The organism is Pseudomonas shiyinii (genome assembly GCF_056725765.1).
In genome coordinates this window covers 2,632,093-2,651,042 of the sequence record NZ_CM161522.1, presented here as the reverse complement: position 1 = coordinate 2,651,042, position 18,950 = coordinate 2,632,093, and the positions used below count along the sequence as shown (strand labels likewise).

20 protein-coding genes are annotated in these 18,950 nt (G+C 64.4%); 7 read left to right on the top strand and 13 right to left on the bottom strand.

Translation table 11 applies throughout. The features are described 5' to 3' along the window. Window positions 1-124: 124 nt before the first annotated feature. Window positions 125-1,246 carry a bifunctional 3,4-dihydroxy-2-butanone-4-phosphate synthase/GTP cyclohydrolase II gene (gene ribBA, locus ACXHGZ_RS11995; protein WP_480460026.1) on the bottom strand — a complete coding sequence of 374 codons (1,122 nt, stop codon included), beginning with the start codon at window positions 1,244-1,246 and terminating at the stop codon, window positions 125-127. Window positions 1,247-1,322: 76 nt separating this feature from the next. Between ribBA and ACXHGZ_RS11990 the strand changes: the two genes are divergently transcribed. The 3 genes from ACXHGZ_RS11990 to ACXHGZ_RS11980 all read left to right on the top strand — a co-directional run bounded on the left by ACXHGZ_RS11990 (window position 1,323) and on the right by ACXHGZ_RS11980 (window position 2,722). After that, on the top strand, window positions 1,323-1,616 hold the full coding sequence (locus ACXHGZ_RS11990; RefSeq protein ID WP_084853547.1) for a DUF1330 domain-containing protein: 294 nt from the start codon (window positions 1,323-1,325) through the stop codon (window positions 1,614-1,616). Between the two features lie 129 nt (window positions 1,617-1,745). Beyond that, window positions 1,746-2,252, top strand: coding sequence for an Xre family toxin-antitoxin system antitoxin (locus ACXHGZ_RS11985; protein ID WP_480460025.1), 507 nt, complete (start codon window positions 1,746-1,748; stop codon window positions 2,250-2,252). After that, complete coding sequence (locus ACXHGZ_RS11980) at window positions 2,234-2,722, top strand: RES family NAD+ phosphorylase (RefSeq protein WP_480460024.1); 489 nt, start codon at window positions 2,234-2,236, stop codon at window positions 2,720-2,722. The genes ACXHGZ_RS11985 and ACXHGZ_RS11980 overlap by 19 nt, the downstream gene beginning before the upstream one ends. A 123-nt stretch (window positions 2,723-2,845) precedes the next feature. On the opposite strand, the gene ACXHGZ_RS11975 is transcribed toward ACXHGZ_RS11980, so the two are convergent. From ACXHGZ_RS11975 to ACXHGZ_RS11935, 9 genes are all read right to left on the bottom strand, one after another. Then, a complete protein-coding gene (locus ACXHGZ_RS11975; RefSeq protein WP_480460023.1) occupies window positions 2,846-3,409 on the bottom strand; it encodes an NUDIX hydrolase in 564 nt (187 codons plus the stop codon). Window positions 3,410-3,411: 2 nt separating this feature from the next. Next, window positions 3,412-4,164, bottom strand: coding sequence for a GntR family transcriptional regulator (locus ACXHGZ_RS11970; RefSeq protein WP_084853540.1), 753 nt, complete (start codon window positions 4,162-4,164; stop codon window positions 3,412-3,414). Window positions 4,165-4,255: 91 nt separating this feature from the next. Then, window positions 4,256-4,645 carry a carboxymuconolactone decarboxylase family protein gene (locus tag ACXHGZ_RS11965; RefSeq protein WP_012314144.1) on the bottom strand — a complete coding sequence of 130 codons (390 nt, stop codon included), beginning with the start codon at window positions 4,643-4,645 and terminating at the stop codon, window positions 4,256-4,258. A 97-nt stretch (window positions 4,646-4,742) separates the two neighbouring features. Beyond that, window positions 4,743-5,228: a flavin reductase family protein gene (locus tag ACXHGZ_RS11960; protein WP_480460021.1), complete on the bottom strand. Its 486-nt coding sequence runs from the start codon at window positions 5,226-5,228 to the stop codon at window positions 4,743-4,745. 14 nt (window positions 5,229-5,242) lie between these two features. Beyond that, window positions 5,243-6,724 carry an aldehyde dehydrogenase gene (locus ACXHGZ_RS11955; RefSeq protein WP_480460020.1) on the bottom strand — a complete coding sequence of 494 codons (1,482 nt, stop codon included), beginning with the start codon at window positions 6,722-6,724 and terminating at the stop codon, window positions 5,243-5,245. Then, a complete protein-coding gene (locus ACXHGZ_RS11950; protein WP_480460019.1) occupies window positions 6,721-7,554 on the bottom strand; it encodes an alpha/beta fold hydrolase in 834 nt (277 codons plus the stop codon). Before ACXHGZ_RS11950 ends, ACXHGZ_RS11955 begins: the two co-directional genes overlap by 4 nt. 71 nt (window positions 7,555-7,625) lie before the next feature. Beyond that, window positions 7,626-8,222, bottom strand: coding sequence for an amino acid synthesis family protein (locus ACXHGZ_RS11945; RefSeq protein WP_084853534.1), 597 nt, complete (start codon window positions 8,220-8,222; stop codon window positions 7,626-7,628). Between the two features lie 187 nt (window positions 8,223-8,409). Beyond that, complete coding sequence (locus ACXHGZ_RS11940; RefSeq protein WP_480460018.1) at window positions 8,410-9,453, bottom strand: LLM class flavin-dependent oxidoreductase; 1,044 nt, start codon at window positions 9,451-9,453, stop codon at window positions 8,410-8,412. Window positions 9,454-9,541: 88 nt separating this feature from the next. Next, on the bottom strand, window positions 9,542-10,027 hold the full coding sequence (locus ACXHGZ_RS11935; RefSeq protein ID WP_196143078.1) for a flavin reductase family protein: 486 nt from the start codon (window positions 10,025-10,027) through the stop codon (window positions 9,542-9,544). A 315-nt stretch (window positions 10,028-10,342) separates the two neighbouring features. Here ACXHGZ_RS11935 and ACXHGZ_RS11930 point away from each other — a divergent pair, with 315 nt between their 5' ends. Next, a complete protein-coding gene (locus ACXHGZ_RS11930) occupies window positions 10,343-11,749 on the top strand; it encodes a purine-cytosine permease family protein (protein ID WP_368830286.1) in 1,407 nt (468 codons plus the stop codon). 117 nt (window positions 11,750-11,866) lie between these two features. Here ACXHGZ_RS11930 and ACXHGZ_RS11925 read toward each other — a convergent pair whose 3' ends face one another. After that, on the bottom strand, window positions 11,867-13,492 hold the full coding sequence (locus tag ACXHGZ_RS11925; protein WP_480460017.1) for a methyl-accepting chemotaxis protein: 1,626 nt from the start codon (window positions 13,490-13,492) through the stop codon (window positions 11,867-11,869). A 298-nt stretch (window positions 13,493-13,790) separates the two neighbouring features. On the opposite strand from ACXHGZ_RS11925, the gene tam reads away from it, so the two are divergent. Then, entirely contained in the window at window positions 13,791-14,567 is a 777-nt protein-coding gene (tam, locus tag ACXHGZ_RS11920) for a trans-aconitate 2-methyltransferase (RefSeq protein WP_480460016.1), read from the top strand. Here the strand turns inward: tam and ACXHGZ_RS11915 are convergent. Beyond that, window positions 14,557-14,928, bottom strand: a complete 372-nt coding sequence (locus ACXHGZ_RS11915) for a DUF2784 domain-containing protein (protein ID WP_480460015.1) — start codon at window positions 14,926-14,928, stop codon at window positions 14,557-14,559. The genes tam and ACXHGZ_RS11915 overlap by 11 nt on opposite strands. Window positions 14,929-15,087: 159 nt before the next feature. Next, window positions 15,088-15,957, bottom strand: a complete 870-nt coding sequence (locus ACXHGZ_RS11910; RefSeq protein ID WP_368830285.1) for a LysR substrate-binding domain-containing protein — start codon at window positions 15,955-15,957, stop codon at window positions 15,088-15,090. 262 nt (window positions 15,958-16,219) lie between these two features. Between ACXHGZ_RS11910 and ACXHGZ_RS11905 the strand changes: the two genes are divergently transcribed. Next, window positions 16,220-17,536: an MFS transporter gene (locus ACXHGZ_RS11905; RefSeq protein ID WP_480460014.1), complete on the top strand. Its 1,317-nt coding sequence runs from the start codon at window positions 16,220-16,222 to the stop codon at window positions 17,534-17,536. 12 nt (window positions 17,537-17,548) lie between these two features. Beyond that, window positions 17,549-18,940, top strand: a complete 1,392-nt coding sequence (locus tag ACXHGZ_RS11900) for an FAD-dependent oxidoreductase (RefSeq protein WP_480460013.1) — start codon at window positions 17,549-17,551, stop codon at window positions 18,938-18,940. Window positions 18,941-18,950 lie beyond the last annotated feature (10 nt).

Here is an 18,950-nt window from a genome sequence, read left to right as displayed (position 1 = left end):
ATATCATATTATGGTATTCCAAACTTTTCGCAAGAGGTTGAGGGCGACCGGCCATCACCAAAACACCGTATGTCCAGACAGCAGAACGCCACGCTTCCCCTGTAGGAGCGTGGCGTCTTTGGGTTCAGATGGCCTCGGCAGGTTCGAACGGAATGCTTTGCACCACCTCCAGCTCATACCCGGCAAGCCCCGCGTACTTCAACGGCGGGCCGAGGTGGCGCAGCTTGCCCACGCCCAGGTCCTGGAGAATCTGCGCGCCGGTGCCGACTTCCGAATACACCTTCGACTGGCCACGTTGGAACGGCTTGGCCGGCTGGGTCAGGTGCGGCACGCGTTCGAGCAACGCCTGGGAGGATTCGTGGTTGGCCAGGATCACCACCACGCCCGCGCCTTCGGCGGCGATCTTCTGCAGTGCCGCCCACAACGTCCAGTTGGCGGGGCCCGCATATTCGGCGCCAACCAGGTCGCGCAGCGGGTCGATCACGTGCACCCGCACCAACGTCGGCTGGTCGCGGCGGATATCGCCCATCACCATGGCCATGTGTACGCCGCCCTCGATGCGGTCTTCGTAGGTCACCAGGCGGAAGGTGCCATGCACGGTGGGCAGTTCGCGCTCGCCGATGCGCTTGATGGTCTGCTCGGTGCTTAGGCGGTAGTGGATCAGGTCGGCGATGGTGCCGATCTTGATGCCGTGGTGTTCGGCGAACCGCTCCAGGTCCGGGCGCCGGGCCATGGTGCCGTCGTCGTTGAGCACCTCGACGATCACTGAGGCAGGGGCGAAGCCGGCCAGGCGGGCCAGGTCGCAACCGGCCTCGGTGTGCCCGGCACGGGTCAACACACCGCCTTCGCGGGCGCGCAGCGGGAAGATATGGCCAGGTTGCACCAGGTCTTCGGGGCGGGCGTCGGGGGCCATGGCTGCCGCCACGGTCCGGGCTCGGTCGGCGGCGGAGATGCCAGTGGTGACGCCTGTGGCGGCCTCGATGGACACGGTGAAGGCGGTGCTGAACACGCTGCCGTTGGCCGGCACCATCTGTTCCAGGCCCAGGCGCTGGCAATGCTCGTCAGTCAGGGTCAGGCAGATCAACCCGCGCGCGTGGCGGGCCATGAAGTTGATGGCCTGGGCGTCACAGCGTTCGGCGGCGATCAGCAGGTCGCCCTCGTTTTCACGGTCCTCATCGTCCACCAGCAAGACCATCTTGCCGTGCCGGTATTCCTCGAGGAGTTCTTCGATGCTGTTGAAAGCCATGTTGCACACTCGCTGTGGTAGGGTGATTTTTATGGTATACCATCATACACAAATATCCTTTTCAGGAGAGTGATGGATGAAGGCTTACTGGATCGCCCACGTAGATGTCACCGACCCCGAGCAGTACCAGCAGTACACCCAACGCGCCCCGGCGGCCTTCGCTGCGTTTGGCGGCCGCCTGCTGGCCCGTGGCGGGCGCAGCGAGGCGATGGAGGGAAGGCCTACCCCACAGCGTAGCGTGGTGATCGAGTTCGACTCGTACGAGCAGGCGTTGGCATGCTACCGGTCCGAGGCGTACCAGGAGGCGTGCGGGTATCGGCAAGGTGTGGCGAGGGCCGAGGTGATCATTGTCGAGGGCGTCGCGCCTTGAGAACGCCATGGGGCCAGGTTCGGTCCTTCCGCGACGCAAGGTCGCTCGCCGCACAGAAAGACCCGTGCAACGGCCTTTCAGTCGATGTATCCTTCATTTGATGTTTTTTTATCACCAAATGAGGTGAATATGATCGAGACGACCAAGAAGGCACCTGCTCGTCGTGCGCGTTACGCCACGATCGAGGGCGGGCGCAAGGCAGCGCTCGAGGTCCGCGAGGCGGGCGGTGTGTTCTGGGGCTATTCCAAGGCCCACGATCAGTTGACCGAGGCCCAGCGTCTGGTACAGATCCGCGACGGTTTGCCGGCCAAGCTTTATCAGGAGGTCAAGCGCCTGTTCAGCCTGCCGGAAAAACAGTTGGCGGCGCTGTTCAATGCATCGATCTCGACCCTCGAGCGTCGTGTGCGCGACAACCAGCCGCTCGATGCCGTGGCCTCCGAGCGCCTGGACCGCATCGCCGAAATCACCCATCAGGCGGTGGCGGTCTTCGAAGGCGAAGCGCCGGCCGTGGCGTGGATGTCCCGGCCCAACGATGCGCTTGGCGGTATGGCCCCGGTGATGCTGTGCGAGACCGAGCTCGGTGCCAAGCAGGTACGCCGGGCGCTGGTGGCCCTGGAATGGGGTGGCGTCGTCTGATGCTGGCCTGGCGCGTCGCCAAGGCTTCCCGGGCGGATGATCTCAGCGGTAGGGGCGCGGCGATCGTGGGCGGGCGCTGGAACCAGATCGACGTGCCGGCGCTGTACATGGGCTTGTCGCCGGCGATCTGTACGTTGGAGACCTTCGTCCATGCGGCCGGTCGCCCGCAGTTTCCCCTCAAGATCACCTGTTTCGAGCTGCCCGACGATCCGGCGCTGTACCTGGAACCTGCCGCCGATGAACTGCCTGCCGGCTGGGATGCGCTACCGGCCGACAACCCCAGCATGCTGTTCGGCACGCGCTGGCTCGAAGCGCGCAGCCACCTGGGGCTCATCGTGCCTTCGGTGGTGCTGCAACTGGAGCGCAACCTGGTGATCAACCCACTGCACCCGGCGGTACGCGAGGTCCGTGTGCGCGAGGTGTTCGATTTCGCCTATGACGAGCGGATGTTCAAGGTTCGCACGGGTTGACCCGGCCCAATCGCCGGCAAGCCGGCTCCCACAGGTACGACGGTGCCTCTGGAAATAGCGCAGGCAGGTGGGAGCCGGCTTGCCGGCGATCAGGCCGCAGCGCAGCCTACAATTGCCAACCTATCAGCGGATGAAGTGCACCTTGCCGGTATCGTCGTTGCCCATGTAGATGCCATACACCCCGGCCTGACGCTCGAGGATGTAGCGCTCGAGGATCTGGCGGATGGCAGGGTAGTAGATCTCGTCCCAGGGAATCTCGTCGGGCGCGAAGAAGCGGTAGGCGAGGGTCTCGGGACCGTACTGGCCGGTCTCTTCCGTGGCGATGGCGCGGAAGATGATGTACACCTCGCTGATCTTGGGCACGCTGAAGATCGAATAGGGCGAGACGATCTCGCCGCGCACGCCGCTTTCCTCCCAGACCTCGCGCAAGGCGGCCTGTTCGGTGGTTTCGCCGGCCTCCATGAAGCCGGCCGGCAAGGTCCAGGTGCCCGGGCGAGGAGGGATGGCGCGTTGGCACAACAGATACTTGCCATCGCGCTCTATGATGCAGCCAGCGATGATCTTGGGGTTGATGTAGTGGACATAGCCACACCCAGCGCAATGCAGACGCTCATGGGTGTCGCCGCTGGGAACGCCCCGGGCGAGCTCCGTTGTGCAGTGCGGGCAATAGCGCGGGGCGGGGGGCATGGTCAGCGGCCTATGCGGGGGTCTTTGAGGGGCAGGGGTTCGACGATGTCGCGGACCTTGGTGTTGTCTTCCTGCTTCTGGCGCAGGTAGTCCAGGGCCACCTTGGCGGCGGCGCGTACATGGTCGACCGAGGCTTGATGTGCGCGCTGCGGGTCGCCGCTCTTGATCGCCTCGACGATCTTTTCCATTTCCTGGTTGCTGGCGCCGCGACGGTTTTCCTGGGATACCGACGTGGCACGCAGGTAGCTGATGCGGGCCTGCAACTGGCGCAGCTGCTGGGCGGCGACCTGGTTGCCGGAGCCTTCCAGAAGGACGTCGTAGAACCCTTGCACCGACTCCAGCACCTGTTGCAGTTCGCCTTCCTCCAAGGCTTGGCGGTTGACCTCCAGGGCACGCTCCAGCGCGCGGATGTCCTTGGCCTTGGCATTGAGCGTGAACAGCTGGACGATCAGCCCTTCGAGCACGCAGCGCAGCTCATAGATGTCGCGGGCATCTTCCAGGGTGATGATCGCCACCCGTGGGCCCTTGGCGTCGGCGAACTCCACCAGGCCCTCGGATTCGAGGTGGCGCAGTGCTTCGCGGACCGAGGTGCGGCTGACCCCGAGGCGGTCGCAGAGGTCGCGTTCGACCAGGCGATCACCGGGCAGCAGGTGGAAGTTCATGATCGCCCCGCGCAGTTTGTCGAGCACGATTTCGCGCAGGGTAACGGGGTTGCGGTTGACCTTGAAGCTGTCGTCGAGGGGCTGGCGTTTCATCGAGTGCGCTCTGAATGAGGCTGCCCGGCCGCGATCAGGGGAGCACCACGAACCTGGGGCGCTCTCCTTGCGTGGTTCGAACAGCCCGCTGTTAACGGGTTGACTCCGCATCGGCTTCGGCGAACGCCTCGCGGGCCAGGCGGAAGCTGTCCACCGCCGCGGGTACGCCGCAATAAATGCCGACCTGGAGCAGGATCTCGCGAATTTGTTCACGGCTCAGGCCATTTCGCAAGGCGCCGCGGATGTGCAGCTTGAGCTCGTGGGGCCGGTTGAGCGCGGAAATCATGGCCAAGTTTATCATGCTGCGCTCTTTGAGCGACAAGCCATCGCGGCCCCAGACATGGCCCCAGCAATATTCGGTGACCAGCTCCTGCAGCGGCTTGGTGAAGTCGTCGGCGTTCTGGATCGAACGATTGACATAGTCCTCACCCAGCACCTGGGTGCGGATCTGCAGGCCTTTCTCGTATTTCTCGTTGCTCATGTGCCGTGCTCCTGCGTGAAAAAAGGGGGCCGCAACCGAAGGTGAGGGGGTATGCGCGGCCCCCGGAAACAGTGGGGCCGCGTCGCGGCCCCGTGATTCAGCCTAGCGTTGGCAGCGCGCCGAGCTTGCCCTTGTGATACACCATCGGGGTCACCGGCTCGGTGGGCAGGATCAGGTTCTTCACCTGGCCGACGATGATCGCATGGTCGCCACCGTCGTACTCGCGCCACAGTTCGCACTCGATGATCGCCGTGGCCTTGGCCAGCAGGGGGTTGCCCAGCTCGCTCAGGTGCCACTGCACACCTTTGGCCTTGTCCTTGCCCTTGCCGGCGAAGGCATAAGCCTCGGCGGTCTGGTCGGCAGACAACAGGTGGATGGCGAACTGCTTGCTGTCACGCAGGACGGGGTAGGTGTCGGAGGCGTAGTTGGGGCAGAACAGCACCAGCGCCGGGTCGATCGACAGCGCGCTGAAGGCACTGGCGGTGATGCCGACGATGGCGCCGTCGGCGTCCAGGGTGGTGACCACCGTGACGCCGGACGGGAAGGAGCCCATCACGTCTTTGTAGATGCCTGGTTCGATCATCTTCGTGCCCTCGGTCAACGCATCACGAACGGGTCGGGCATGGGCGCGGTGGAGAGGTTGATCCACACCGTCTTGAGCTCCGTATAGGCGAGCACCGAATCGATGCCGCTTTCGCGGCCGTAGCCGCTGTTCTTGAAGCCACCGATCGGAGCCATGGCCGAGACCGCGCGGTAGGTATTGACCCAGATGATGCCTGAGCGCACGTCGCGGGCCAGGCGGTGGGCACGGCCCAGGTCGCGGGTCCAGATACCGGCGGCGAGGCCGAACTGCGAGTCGTTGGCGATGGCCAGGGCCTCTTGTTCGGTCTTGAAGCGGATTACCGCCGCCACCGGGCCGAATACTTCCTCCTGCATGATCTTCATCGAATTGCTGTCGCACTCGAACAGGGTGGGCTCATAGAACCAGCCATCACCCTCGACCTCGGCGCGCTTGCCGCCCAGGTGCAGCTTGGCGCCCTCGGCCTTGGCCGCGGCGACCAAGCCTTCGACCACGGCCAGCTGTTGGGCGGTGGCCATCGGGCCCATCTCGCTGGCGTCATCCTGAGGGTTGCCGATGCGGATGCGCTTGGCACGCTCCAACAGGCGTGCGACGAACTCATCGAAGATCTCGTCCTGCACCAGCAGGCGCGAACCTGCCACGCAGCTTTGCCCGGAAGCGGCATAGATGCCGGCGACGGCGCCGTTGATGGCGCTGTCCAGGTCGGCGTCGGCGAAGATGATGTTCGGCGACTTGCCACCCAGTTCCAGCGACAGCTTGGCGAAGTTCTCGGCGCTGCTGCGCACCACGTGGCGGGCGGTTGCAGCGCCGCCGGTGAAGGCGATCTTGCGCACCAGTGGGTGGCGGGTCAACGCCGCACCAGTACTGGGGCCGAAGCCTGTGACCACGTTGACCACACCTGCCGGGAAGCCGGCTTCATGGGCCAGCCGCGCCAGCTCCAGGATGGTCGCAGAAGCATGCTCGGACGGCTTGAGGACGATGGTGTTACCGGCGGCGAGGGCCGGGGCAAGCTTGATCGCGGTCAGGTACAGCGGGCTGTTCCAAGGGATGATCCCGGCCACCACACCGATAGGTTCGTGCACGGTGTAGGCGAACAGGTCCGGCTTGTCCAGGGGCAGGGTGCCGCCTTCGAGCTTGTCGGCAAGGCCTGCGGTGTAATGGAAGAACTCGGGCAGGTAGCCGACTTGGCCGCGGGTTTCGCGGATCAGCTTGCCGTTGTCACGGCTCTCCAGCTGGGCCAGGTGCTCCTTGTTCTCGGCGATCAGGTCGCCCAGGCGGCGCAGCAGCTTGCCTCGCGCAGTGGCGGTCAGGCCACGCCAGGCCGGGTGTTCGAAGGCACGCTGGGCGGCCTGCACGGCCAGCTCGACATCGGCTTCATCGGCATCGGGCAGCTGCGCCCAAGGGCGCGCGGTCGCCGGGTCGAGGCTGTCGAAGGTCTTGGCGCTTTGCGCATCGCACCATTGGCCGTCGATGCACATCTGGAAACGTACGAGGGTCATGCCACTATCCCCTTGGCGGATTCGGTGAACGTGCGGGCTTGCTTGAGGAAGTCCAGCAGCATCTTGTTGACTTCGCGCGGCGCCTCCACCGGCATCATGTGCCGCTGCTCGGCCAGCACCACGCTGCGTGCCCCTGGGATACGCGCCGCCAGCTGGCGGGCCATGTCCGGGGTCGAGCCCAGGTCGTGCTCGCCGGTGGCGATCAGTGCCGGTACCTGGATGCTGCCCAGGTCCTCGGCGCGGTACATGTCCTGGGTGGCAAACAATTTATAGGTGGTCAGGTAGCCCTGCGGGTCGTTGCCGGCCAGGGTCTGACGAATGGCCGCGACCTGAGCTGGATTGGCGGCCTGGTATTCGCGGCTGAACCAACGCGCCAGCGCCGCTTCGGCATTGGCGTCGGGGCCGTGCTCGGCGGCCTGGGCGGCACGGGCGATGACACCGGCGCTCTGCTCGGGGCTGCGGTTGAACACGCTGTTGAGCACCACCAGCGCCGACAGGCGTGCAGGGTAGTGCAGGGCGAAGGCGCGGGCGACCAGGCCACCCATGGAGAAGCCGATGACCGTGGCCTGTGCAATCTGCAGGTGGTCGAGCAGTTCGGCCAGTTGCGCGGCGTAACCGGCAAGGTCGGTATCGGCGGCAGGGCGTGGGCTCTGGCCGTGGCCGAGCATGTCGTAGGCAATGACGCGATAGTCGCTGGACAGGCCGACGAACTGCCCGCCCCACATTTCCTTGTTAAGGCCCACGCCGTGGATCAGCACCACGGGCTGGCCCTGGCCGAGGTTCAGGTAACTGGTCCCGGCGGGTGTACGTTCAGCAACAGGCTGAATCATGGAGGGCGCTCCTCGAAGGTCGGGCGTGGCGCCAGTGCTTGCGCGCAACGCCCCGGCCCGTCTGGTTGTTGTTATTGAGCGTTGGCCTTCTCGGCGGCCAGTTCTTCCAGGTCGATGTAACGGTTGCCGATGCGTGGGTGCAGGCGGCCACCATCGGCCGCGCCCAGGACCACGACGATCTCGTCGGCGCGCGGGGCGTCTTCGATCTGCATCTCCAGGGTGATGTAGTGCGAACGCAGGCCTTCGTCGTCCTTCTGCATCATCGGGATCTGGATCGAGGTGCCCGGGCCGCCGCGCTTGTTGGTGAAGCTCAGGTAGCTCTTGGCCTGGACAGCTTCGCGGTAGTGGTTGCCGAAGCGCAGGGTGTGGATGACGGCCGACGCGTGCTCGATCTCACCGTCGGCACCGACCACGGCCGCCTTGCCATAGGCCTCGATCTTGTCGGCACCACCGATGGCCGCGCACAGGCGCTCGACCATCAGCGCACCGAGGTCGGAGCAGTTGGCGCGGATTTCCGGCTTGAGGTCCTCGACGAAACCGCGACCGGCCCATGGGTTCTTGATCACCACGGCCAGGCCGACCATGGTCACCGGCTTGTCGGTGGCCTTGCCGCCTTCGATACGGGTTTCTTCGGAGTAGGTGACGATCTTGCGGATTTCGAAACTCATGGAGGGCTCCAGGTGAGGGTTATCAGCTCTTGTTGTCTGATGGTATACCATAATATTGGTAGTGCAAGAGGTTGCCTGAAATTTATGTGGCGGGGCGGATGAAAGGCGGGTTGGGGGGATTTGCTGCGCCTGGAAAATCGAGCGCAGCCCGCGCGGCGCATCGCGAGCTGCGCACAACTGACAGAACTCAGGCGAACGCCGGCACCACTTCCTTGATGAACAGGTCCAGCGACTTCTTCTTCTCGGCATGGGGCAGGCTGTTGTCACACCAGAAGCTGAATTCGTCGACGCCCAGTTCCTGGTAGTACTTGATGCGCGCGATGATCTGCTCGGGCGTACCGATCATGGTGTTCTTGCGGATGTTCTCCAGCTCGAACGCTGGTACCTCGGCGAACTTCGACTCCGGGCTGGGCTCCAGGAAGCCGTTGACCGGGGTGGTCTTGTTGCCGAACCAGGCATCGAAGGTACGGTAGAAGCGCGAGATGGCCTGGGCGCCGACTTTCCAGCCCTCGGGTTCGTCCGGGCTGTGCACATGGGTGTGGCGCAGCACCATCAGTTGCGGGCGAGGCACCTCGGGGTTGTTGTCCAGGGCTGCCTGGAACTTGTTCTTCAGGTCCAGGACCTCCTCGTCACCCTTCATCAGCGGGGTGACCATGACGTTGCAGCCGTGCTTGACCGCGAAGTTGTGCGAGTCCGGGTCGCGGGCGGCGATCCACATCGGCGGCATGCCTGCCTGTACCGGCTTGGGCACGCTGGTGGAGGTCGGGAACTTGTATACCTCGCCTTCGTGGGCATAGTCGCCCTGCCACAGCTGGCGTACCGCCGGAACCATTTCGCGCAGGGCCTTGCCGCCGTCTGTGGCGGGCATGCCGTTGGCCATGCGGTCGAACTCGAACTGGTAGGCACCCCGGGCCAGGCCCACTTCCATGCGCCCGTTGCTGATCACATCGAGCAGGGCGCATTCGCCGGCCACGCGGATCGGGTTCCAGAACGGCGCGATGATGGTGCCGGCGCCCAGGCGGATGGTCTCGGTGCGCGCGGCCAGATAGGCCAGCAGCGGCATGGGGCTGGGCGAAATGGTGTATTCCATGGCGTGGTGTTCGCCGATCCATACGGTGCTGAAACCGCCGCGCTCGGCCATCAGGGTCAGTTCGGTCAGGTCTTCGAACAGCTGGCGGTGGCTGACCTGCTCATCCCAACGTTCCATGTGCACGAACAACGAAAATTTCATGGGGGGTTTCCTCGAAGCTTGTTGTTATCGCCTGCCGGGGCAGGCGGTCAGATCAGATGCACGACCAGCGGGCAATCCCGCGGGTGGTTCAGGCGAAGGCGGGCAGGCTGGCCATCTTGCCGCGGCAATACACCATTGGCCGTGGTGCTTCCTCGGGCACGATCAGGTTATGCACCTTGCCGACCATGATGGCGTGGTCGCCGCCTTCGTATTCACGCCACAGCTCGCACTCGATGATCGCGGTCGCGTTGGCCAGCAGCGGGTTGCCCAGCTCGCTCAGCGACCACTCGATGCCGGCGGCCTTGTCCTTGCCTTTCTTGGCGAAAGCGTAGGCTTCGGCCTGCTGTTCGCCGGAAAGCAGGTGGATGGCGAAGCGCTTCTGCTTGATCAGCACGGGGTAGGAGTCGGAGCTGTAGTTGGGGCAGAACAGCACCAGCGGCGGGTCCATGGACAGGGACGAGAAGGCACTGGCAGTGAGGCCGACGATCGAGCCGTCGTCGTCCAGGGTGGTGATGACCGTGACGCCGGACGGGAAGGAGCCCAGGACGTTCTTGTACACGGTTGCGTCGATCATGGCGTGTTCCTCGGGTAGGGCAGCGGTGGTCCGCATTTTTATCGTTGATGTGTCTGATGGTATACCGTAATACCTCGATTGCAAGCAGAATTTTTTCTGCAGGCTCAGAGGCGATAAACGGTCAAAGCCCCGAGTTCAGTGGGTTTGTCAGCCAGGCGGACACTTCGAGGCGGGGCGTGAAGCGGATCAGATGCGCTGAAAAAGCGCGGCGCAGTGTTGTCAAAAGCTTGGAATACCATAATATGGTGTGCAGCTGAGAGGCCGCCTCGAGCGGTTTCCTACAAAGATAAAAAACGACCTTTCGAGCTGAAAACCATGTCCCAACCGTCGTCGCAACACCAGTTTGTCGAAAATCACACGGTCGATTACGTTCCACCTGCCGAGCGCCACGGGAAGGCGCGTGACCTGTTCACCCTCTGGTTCAGCACCAACATCGCGCCGCTGCCTATCGTCACCGGTGCCATGGTGGTCCAAGTGTTCCACCTGAACCTGGTGTGGGGATTGGTGGCCATCGTGCTGGGGCATCTGCTGGGCGGCGTGGTCATCGCCCTGGCCTCTGCGCAGGGGCCGCAGTTGGGCATCCCGCAGATGGTGCAGAGCCGCGGGCAGTTCGGGCGTTACGGCGCCTTGCTGATCGTATTCTTCACCGCGTTGATCTATGTCGGGTTCTTCATTTCCAACATCGTGCTGGCGGGCAAGTCGATTCATGGCATCGCCCCCAGCGTGCCGATGCCCACGGCGATCGTCATCGGCGCTCTGAGTGCCACGGCCATCGGCGTGATCGGCTACCGCTTCATCCATACCCTCAACCGCATCGGTACCTGGGTGATGGGGTCGGCGCTGTTGGCAGGCTTCATCATGATGTTCAGCCAGGCGCTGCCGACGGACTTCTTCAGCCGCGGTGCGTTCAACCTGTCCGGCTTCGTCGCCACCGTGTCGTTGGGGGTGATCTGGCAGATCAGCTTCTCGCCCTATACCTCCGACTATTCGCGCTACTTGCCGCGTGAAGTGGGCATCGCCAAGCCGTTCTGGGCCACCTATTTCGGCGCCACCCTGGGGACCATCCTGTGCTTCACCTTCGGGGCAGTGGCGGTGCTGTGCGTGCCGGAGGGCACTGACGCCATGGCGGCGGTGGAGCAGGCGACGGGGTGGTTGGGGCCGGTGTTGATGGTGCTGTTCCTGTGCAACATCATCAGCCACAACGCGCTCAACCTGTACGGTGCGGTGCTGTCGATCGTCACCGCCATCCAGACCTTCGCGGCCCAGTGGACGCCAAGCGTCAAGGTGCGGGTGATGCTGGCCACGGTGATCCTGGCGGCGTGCGGGCTGGTGGCGCTCAACGCCTCGGCCGACTTCATCGGCCAGTTCATCGGGCTGATCCTGGCGCTGCTGCTGGTGCTGGTGCCCTGGGCGTCGATCAACCTGATCGACTTCTACTTGATCAAGAAGGGCGTGTACGACATTGCCTCGATCTTTCGCGCCGATGGCGGCATCTATGGGCGCTTCAACCACCACGCGATCATTGCCTATGCCTGCGGCATCCTGGTGCAGTTGCCGTTCGCCAACACGTCGTTGTATGTCGGGCCGTATTCGAACCTGGTGGAAGGGGCGGACCTGTCGTGGCTGTTCGGATTGCTGGTGACGTGCCCGCTGTATTACTGCCTGGCGACCCGGAGCAAGAAACCAAGCGGTGTGGTGCGGGCCGTGCGTGTGAATGACTGATACCAGGGGCTGCCATGCAGCCCAATCGCCGGCAAGCCGGCTCCCACAATGGGCTGGACTTCGCCTCTGTGGGAGTGGGCTTGCTCCGCGAGAGGGCCGCAGCGCGGCCCCACTGGCTCACAGCTTGAACTGAGCCACCATCGCGTTCAACTCCACCGCCAACCGCGACAGGTCCTGGGCTGCGGCGCTGGTCTGGTTGGCCCCCGCCGATGTCTGCATGGCCAGGTCGCGAATATTGACCAGGTTGCGGTCCACCTCTCGGGCCACCTGGGCCTGCTCTTCCGAGGCGCTGGCGATCACCAAGTTGCGTTGGTTGATCGAGGCGATGGCCTCGGCGATCACTTCCAATGCCTGGCCAGCCGACTGGGCCACCTCCAGCGTACCGTTGGCGCGGCCCTGGCTGGTGTGCATGGCGCTCACTGCGCGCTCCGTACCGGATTGGATGCCGCTGATCATCTGCTCGATTTCCGCCGTGGACTGCTGGGTACGGTGGGCAAGGGCGCGCACTTCATCGGCCACGACGGCGAACCCGCGGCCGGCCTCGCCGGCACGGGCCGCTTCGATGGCCGCGTTGAGCGCCAGCAGGTTGGTCTGCCCGGCGATGGCGCCGATCACATCCAGCACCCGGCTGATCTCGTTGGCATTGCTGGCCAGTTGTTCGATTTCCTCGGAGGTCCCGGTTACGTCGTTGACCAGATGTTGGATAGACGCCAGCGCCTGGTTGACCTGGTCACGGCCGTCGCGGGTGGTCTGGTCGGCGCCCTTGGACGCATCGGCGGTGCTCACCGCGTTGTTGGCCACTTCCTCGACGGCGGCGGTCATCTGGTTGACTGCCGTGGCGGCCTGGTCGATTTCGGCGCTTTGCTGGTGCAGCCCGCGGCTGGTGTCCTCGGTGACCGTGTGCAGTTCCTCGGAGGCAGAAGCCAGCTGGTCGGAGGAGGCGGCGATCTTGCGCAGGGTCTCGCGCAGGCTCTGTTGCATGCGGCCCAGGGCGCGCAGCAGTTGTGCCGGCTCGTCGCGGCCGACCACTTGGATATCGCGGGTCAGGTCGCCGGTGGCCACCCGTTCGGCGACCTGCACGGCGTCGGCCAGGGGCAGGACGATGCTGCGGGTGAGCAGCAGGGCGATGGCGACCAGGGCGAGCAGAATCACCACCAGGGTGCCCACGATCAGCGCGAAGGCTTCATCGGACGTCGTACTGCTGCGCAGCGATGACTGTTCGGCGTGATGGGCGTTGTACTGGATGACTGCACCCAGCGCCTTCATCATGCTGTCGGCGTATTCGGCCAGGGAACCGTTGATCAGCCGGCGCGCTTCATCGACCTGCCCGGCGGCGACGGCGTCGCGGATGGAACGCTGCAGGCCGTGGTAGCGTTCGCTCAATTGCATGAAGCTGTTGAACAGCGCACGATCGTCATCGGCGACGATGGTGCCCTCGTATACCTTGAGGTCTTTTTCAAGCTTCTGGTTGATCTCGGTGATTTTGTCCAGGGCAGCCTTGCGCGCGGCGGGTTGTTCTTCCAGGACGCTGCGCAAGGTCAAGGCCCGTGCTCGGCCCAGGCTGTTGCTGATGTCGCCCAGCGATATGATCGCGGGCATCCAGTTCACGCGGATCTCGTCCGTGGCGCTGTCCATCTTGCGGGTTTCGTACAGCGCGATCAGGCCCATGGTCAGGACCAGAAGACCCAACAAGGCGAACACGCCGGCTGCCCGTATGCCGATTTTCAGATTCCGTAGTTGCATGTGAGATTTCCTTGGCGGTAGCGGCATCACGAGCACGGACAAGACGGCACGGGTCGGGTGTTTGCGCTCATGATGCGCTGAGAATTGAAATTAAGTCCTTACCATCCTTATTGTTTTTAGCAGAATGATGACATATAGCCATCATTTATGGGTAGGCGCTTAACGACGCTTTGGCGCCCTCAAACGACCTCGACGAAAGTCCTTGGGCCATTGACCAGGCCCTGCACCAGGCGGGCAGGGCGACGCCTGGTCGATGCATGGCTTATGCTGACTATTCAGTTCGCCGAAGGAGCCTGTCATGACGTGGTCCGCTACCCAATATTCCCTGTTCGAGGACGAGCGTACCCGCGCCGTGCGCGACCTGCTGGCCGCAGTGCCGCCACGCCCGGTGCGTCATGCCACCGACCTTGGGTGCGGCCCGGGCAACTCCACCGAAGTGCTGCGTGGCCAACACCCCGATGCCATGGTGGTGGCCCTGGATAGCGATCCGGACATGATCGACAAAGCGCGTCAGCGGCGGCGTCTGTGCGTACCCCAGGTGCGCTGCGAAATCGGTGACATCGCCAGCTGGACGGCCAGCGAGCCGCAGGACCTGATCCTGGCCAACGCTTCGCTGCAATGGGTACCCGACCATGGCACCTTGTACCCACATCTGGTGCGGCAATTGACCGAAGGCGGCAGCCTGGCTGTGCAAACACCGGACAACATCGATGAACCGGCCCATCGGCAATTGCGCGAGATCGCCAGCCAAGGGCCATGGGCGGGCAAATTCGCCGACTTTTCGCTGCCGCCACGGCACAATGCGGCGTTCTACTACGACCTGCTCAGCCCTCTGTGTTCCCGGGTGGATGTGTGGCGCACGACCTACCATCACCCGATGGCCGGTGGTGCCGAAGCGGTCGTGGAGTGGTTCAAGGGCTCGGCCCTGCGCCCATACCTGGCACGGCTGGATGAACGGGAGCAGGCGGATTTCCTGCAGCTCTACCTGCAGGCGATGCAGCAGGACTACCCGCCTGCCAGCGATGGCAAGGTGCTGTTGCCGTTCCCTCGGCTGTTCGTGGTCGCTACCCGCTAGCGCGGCGCCAGCGCCAGGCCACGTAGCCATACACGGCCAGGTTCAGCAGCAGTACGAACATGCCCAGCAGGAGCTGGATTTGCGGCGTCAGCCCGGCGGGGTAGATCAACGGCCAGATGTAGTGCTCGATGAAGCCGCCCGGGTAGCCGGCCTGGCCTGCGGCGGCACGCAGGCGGTTTTCCCAGACGGTCAACGGGCAGCCCAGGTGCAGGCATTCCACAGCCAGGCCCCAGGCCATGGCCGGCAGGTGGATGAACAGGGCAGGGCGCCACTTGAGCACCAGCAGGCCGCCGAACAACACCAGCAGGATGAAGGCCAGGTGCAGGAGGACCAGGGCGTCGGCGGCGAGGCGGGGGAGCATGCTGGGAGTCCGCGAAGAAGCGTTACCTGAGCATAGGTCTCTTGCCAGTACGATGGAAATTGTCTCTGGCCCATCGCCGGCAAGCCGGCTCCCACCTGTCCTGCGCTGTTTCAGAGATTCCGCCAGACCTGTGGGAGCCGGCTTGCCGGCGATGAGGGCTCAGGGGTGTTCACGGACCATTTCCAGGAAGGTCGCCACCACCCGCCGGGTGCGCTGTTCGCTCAGGCATACCAGGGTCTCGGTCAGGTGCCGTTGGCAGTCGAGGATCGGCAGTGCGCATACCCGGGCATCGGCACCGAACTCGGCGGCCGACACCACGCCCACGCCAATGCCTACCACCACCGCTTCCCGTGCGGCCTCGCGGCCTTCGACCTGGATCGCCGGGCGGATGCGCAGGCCGGCACGCTGCATTTCTTCCTCGAGCGTCTGGCGGGTCACCGAACCCGGTTCGCGCAGCACCAGCGGAGTATCGTCCAGGTCGGCGAGGGTGATCGAGCTGCGGCTGGCCCAGGGGTGGTTGCGCGAGACGAACGCTACCATCGGGTCGCGGCGCATGGGTACGCAGAACAGCCGCTCGTCATCGACATCGCGCCCGAGCAAGGCCAGGTCGGCCTGGTAACTGAACAGGCGGGCCAGGGATTCGTCGGTGTTGCCCGTTTCGATCTTCACTTGGATACCTGGGTAGCGCTGGCAGAACCGGGCGATCTGCGGCAGTACATGGACCGGGGCATCCACGGCCAGCACCAGGCTGCCGGTGTGCAGGGCGCGGGAGTCCTGCAGCAGCTCCACCGCCTCGGTTTCGCAGGCGAACAGCCGCTGAGTGACGCCCAGCAGGCGCTCGCCCAGGTCGGTCAGTTGCACCGAACGTTTGTTGCGATGGAACAGCAGCACACCGAAACGTTCCTCGAGCTTGCGCACCTGGTCGGAGACTGCCGGCTGGGTGAGGAACAGTTTTTCCGCGGCACGGGTGAAGCTGCCTTGCTCGGCAACTGCGTGAAAGGCCTTGAGTTGAGCGTGGGAGACCGACATGACCACTCCGTAACAAGCTGAGCTTATGTGTGAAATACGATAAATCGATTTTATTTATCAGTCACCAACTGGTTCCATGTTCGACAGCCCAGCGGCGTTGCCAAAAGCAACCACCGGGGCCATGGCACTTCCCCGGTCACGCCCGACCGCCGGTGCCATCTGACCAATGACGGTCCTACTCGTCATGCAGTGCGCAACACAACAACAAAACAGGCGTTTTTTCACATTCTGCCGGCACACTCGAGCAAGAGGTCAGAGTCACATGAATCAATCCCTAGCGGCCATGAAGCGCTGGCGCGTCCAGATCTTCGCAATCACTTGGCTGGCATACGCCGCCTTCTATTTCACTCGCAAGGCCTTCTCGGTCGCCAAGCTCGGCATCGGCGAAGATCCCTCGTTCATGCTCGACAAGGCCGCCATGGCCAACCTCGATGCGATCTACCTGGCGGCCTACGCCGTGGGCCAATTCACCTGGGGCATGCTTGCCGACCGCTTCGGCCCGCGCGTGGTGGTGCTCGGCGGCCTGCTGATCTCTGCCGCCGCGGCAGTGGTGATGGGCAGCTACGCGACCTTCCCGATCTTCGCCACCTGCATGCTGGTCCAGGGCTTGGCCCAGTCCACCGGGTGGGCGGGGCTGTGCAAGAACATCGGCAGCTTCTTCCCGGCGGTGCAACGCGGGCGGGTGCTGGGCCTGTGGAGTTCGTGCTACGCCTTCGGTGGCCTGGTGGCTTCGCCGTTCGCCGGCTGGTGGGCCTATACCCTGGTCGGCACCTGGCACGCGGCGTTCTTCTCCAGCGCCGCAGTGGTGGCGGGCGTGGCGGTCTTGTTCTTCATCTTCCAGCGCAACAAGCCCGAAGACGTCGGCCTGCAGCCGGTGGAACCCGAGCCACAAAGCATGGCGCTGGGCTCGAACCTGTGCAGCGTCTGGGCGCCGTTGAAGGAGATCCTGCGCAACCGCACGGTGCTGACCTTGGGGCTTGCCTACTTCATGCTCAAGCCTGCGCGCTACGCCATTCTGCTGTGGGGCCCGGTGATCGTCTTCGAACACATGCCGTCGGTGGGCAAGGTGGGGGCGGCCATCATTCCGACTGCCTTCGAGCTGGCCGGCCTGCTCGGGCCGATCATCATCGGCGTTGCCTCCGACAAACTGTTCGGGGCACGGCGTGTGCCCGCCTGCGTGATCAGCCTGGTGCTGCTGACCCTGGTGCTGGCGGGCTTCATGGGCGCCATGCAAACCGGCAGCGTGGTCCTGGTCGTGGCCTTGCTGTTCGTGATGGGCCTGACCCTGTACGGGCCTGACTCGATGATCAGCGGCGCGGCCGCGATCGATTTCGGCACGGCCAAGGCAGGTGCTACCGCGGCAGGCTTCGTCAACGGTTGCGGCTCGGTGGGCGCGGTACTCGGCGGCCTGCTGCCTGGCTACTTCGACAGCGTCACGGTGTTCATCATCTTTGCCTGCACCGCGCTGTTCTCCGCCCTTGTGCTCCTGCCGCACTGGAACAGCCGCCCGGCCAGCCTGGTGGCGGCCAATGACGTGGCCCCGAACACTGCGATGGCGATCAAGCCCGCACGCACCTGAGGAATGCAATAGATGAGACCCTTCTGGCTGCAACAGGCCCTGGACATCGAAGACGAGGCACCATGCCCGCCGCTCGCCGGTGACGCACGCTGCGACGTGTGCATCGTCGGGGGCGGCTACACCGGCCTATGGACCGCCTTGATGATCAAGGAACAGGCACCCTCGCTGGATGTACTGCTGATCGAGGCGGATATCTGCGGTGCCGGGGCCAGCGGCCGGAACGGGGGGTGTGCATTGTCGTGGTCGGCCAAGTACTTCACCCTCGAGCGACTGTTCGGGGCGGCCGAGGCGGTGCGCCTGGTGCGCGAGTCGGAGCGCAGCATCACTGCCATCGGTGCGTTCTGCGCGGCCAATGGCATCCAGTGCGACTACCGCCTGGACGGCACCTTGTATACCGCGACCAACCAGGCCCAGGTCGGCAGCACCGATGCGGTGATCGCCGCCCTGGAGAACAAAGGGATCAATTCGTTCCAACGTCTGCCGCTGGAACAGGTGCAACGCCTCGCCGGGTCCACCCGGCATCTGGAAGGCTGGTATTCGCCCGCCGCTGCCACGGTGCAACCGGGCCGACTGGTGCGCGGCCTGCGGCGAGTGGCCTTGGCACGCGGGGTGCGCATCCATGAAGGCACGGCGATGACGGGCCTGGAGCATGGCGCACCGGTACAGGTGCGCACCCGCCAGGGGACCATTCGCGCCGACCGTGTGGTGCTGGGCCTCAACGCCTGGATGGCAAGGGCCTTCCCGCAGTTCGAGCGCAGCGTGGCGATCGTCTCCAGCGATATGGTGATCACCGAGCCGTGCCCGGAACTGCTGCGTGAAATTGGCCTGGTCAGCGGCGTGAGCGTTCTCGATTCACGGATTTTCGTGCACTACTACCACAACACCAGCGACGGGCGGCTGATGCTCGGCAAAGGGGGCAACACCTTCGCTTATGGCGGGCGTATGTTGCCGGTGTTCGACCAACCATCGCCTTACCGACCACTGCTGCGCGAAAGCCTTGGTGCGTTTTTCCCGGCGCTGGCCGACGTGCCGCTGGCGGCCAGTTGGAACGGCCCGTCTGACCGCTCGGTGACCGGCCTGCCATTCTTCGGCCGGCTGGATGGGCAGGGCAATGTGTTCTATGGCTTTGGCTATTCCGGCAGCGGCGTGGGGCCATGCCATATGGGTGGGCAGATCCTGTCGTCGCTGGCCCTGGGGCAGGACAACCCCTGGACCCGTTCACCGCTGGTCAAGGGGCCGCTGGGCCAGTTCCCGCCGGAGCCTATCCGCTATCTGGGATCATTGATGGTGCGCAATGCCATCCGTCGCAAGGAGCGCGCCGAGGACCGCGGTGTACGGCCACGGCACCTGGACGTGCGCCTGTCGCGGTTCGCGGCGGCGGCGGGCAAGGCCGACAAAGCCTGATTTTCTGCCC

Excerpts from the sequence above, each read along its gene's own strand:
- ribBA (WP_480460026.1), bottom strand. The coding sequence starts at position 1,246 with ATGGCTTTCAACAGCATCGAAGAACTCCTCGAGGAATACCGGCACGGC.
- ACXHGZ_RS11990 (WP_084853547.1), top strand. The coding sequence starts at position 1,323 with ATGAAGGCTTACTGGATCGCCCACGTAGATGTCACCGACCCCGAGCAG.
- ACXHGZ_RS11985 (WP_480460025.1), top strand. The coding sequence starts at position 1,746 with ATGATCGAGACGACCAAGAAGGCACCTGCTCGTCGTGCGCGTTACGCC.
- ACXHGZ_RS11980 (WP_480460024.1), top strand. The coding sequence starts at position 2,234 with ATGGGGTGGCGTCGTCTGATGCTGGCCTGGCGCGTCGCCAAGGCTTCC.
- ACXHGZ_RS11975 (WP_480460023.1), bottom strand. The coding sequence starts at position 3,409 with ATGCCCCCCGCCCCGCGCTATTGCCCGCACTGCACAACGGAGCTCGCC.
- ACXHGZ_RS11970 (WP_084853540.1), bottom strand. The coding sequence starts at position 4,164 with ATGAAACGCCAGCCCCTCGACGACAGCTTCAAGGTCAACCGCAACCCC.
- ACXHGZ_RS11965 (WP_012314144.1), bottom strand. The coding sequence starts at position 4,645 with ATGAGCAACGAGAAATACGAGAAAGGCCTGCAGATCCGCACCCAGGTG.
- ACXHGZ_RS11960 (WP_480460021.1), bottom strand. The coding sequence starts at position 5,228 with ATGATCGAACCAGGCATCTACAAAGACGTGATGGGCTCCTTCCCGTCC.
- ACXHGZ_RS11955 (WP_480460020.1), bottom strand. The coding sequence starts at position 6,724 with ATGACCCTCGTACGTTTCCAGATGTGCATCGACGGCCAATGGTGCGAT.
- ACXHGZ_RS11950 (WP_480460019.1), bottom strand. The coding sequence starts at position 7,554 with ATGATTCAGCCTGTTGCTGAACGTACACCCGCCGGGACCAGTTACCTG.
- ACXHGZ_RS11945 (WP_084853534.1), bottom strand. The coding sequence starts at position 8,222 with ATGAGTTTCGAAATCCGCAAGATCGTCACCTACTCCGAAGAAACCCGT.
- ACXHGZ_RS11940 (WP_480460018.1), bottom strand. The coding sequence starts at position 9,453 with ATGAAATTTTCGTTGTTCGTGCACATGGAACGTTGGGATGAGCAGGTC.
- ACXHGZ_RS11935 (WP_196143078.1), bottom strand. The coding sequence starts at position 10,027 with ATGATCGACGCAACCGTGTACAAGAACGTCCTGGGCTCCTTCCCGTCC.
- ACXHGZ_RS11930 (WP_368830286.1), top strand. The coding sequence starts at position 10,343 with ATGTCCCAACCGTCGTCGCAACACCAGTTTGTCGAAAATCACACGGTC.
- ACXHGZ_RS11925 (WP_480460017.1), bottom strand. The coding sequence starts at position 13,492 with ATGCAACTACGGAATCTGAAAATCGGCATACGGGCAGCCGGCGTGTTC.
- tam (WP_480460016.1), top strand. The coding sequence starts at position 13,791 with ATGACGTGGTCCGCTACCCAATATTCCCTGTTCGAGGACGAGCGTACC.
- ACXHGZ_RS11915 (WP_480460015.1), bottom strand. The coding sequence starts at position 14,928 with ATGCTCCCCCGCCTCGCCGCCGACGCCCTGGTCCTCCTGCACCTGGCC.
- ACXHGZ_RS11910 (WP_368830285.1), bottom strand. The coding sequence starts at position 15,957 with ATGTCGGTCTCCCACGCTCAACTCAAGGCCTTTCACGCAGTTGCCGAG.
- ACXHGZ_RS11905 (WP_480460014.1), top strand. The coding sequence starts at position 16,220 with ATGAATCAATCCCTAGCGGCCATGAAGCGCTGGCGCGTCCAGATCTTC.
- ACXHGZ_RS11900 (WP_480460013.1), top strand. The coding sequence starts at position 17,549 with ATGAGACCCTTCTGGCTGCAACAGGCCCTGGACATCGAAGACGAGGCA.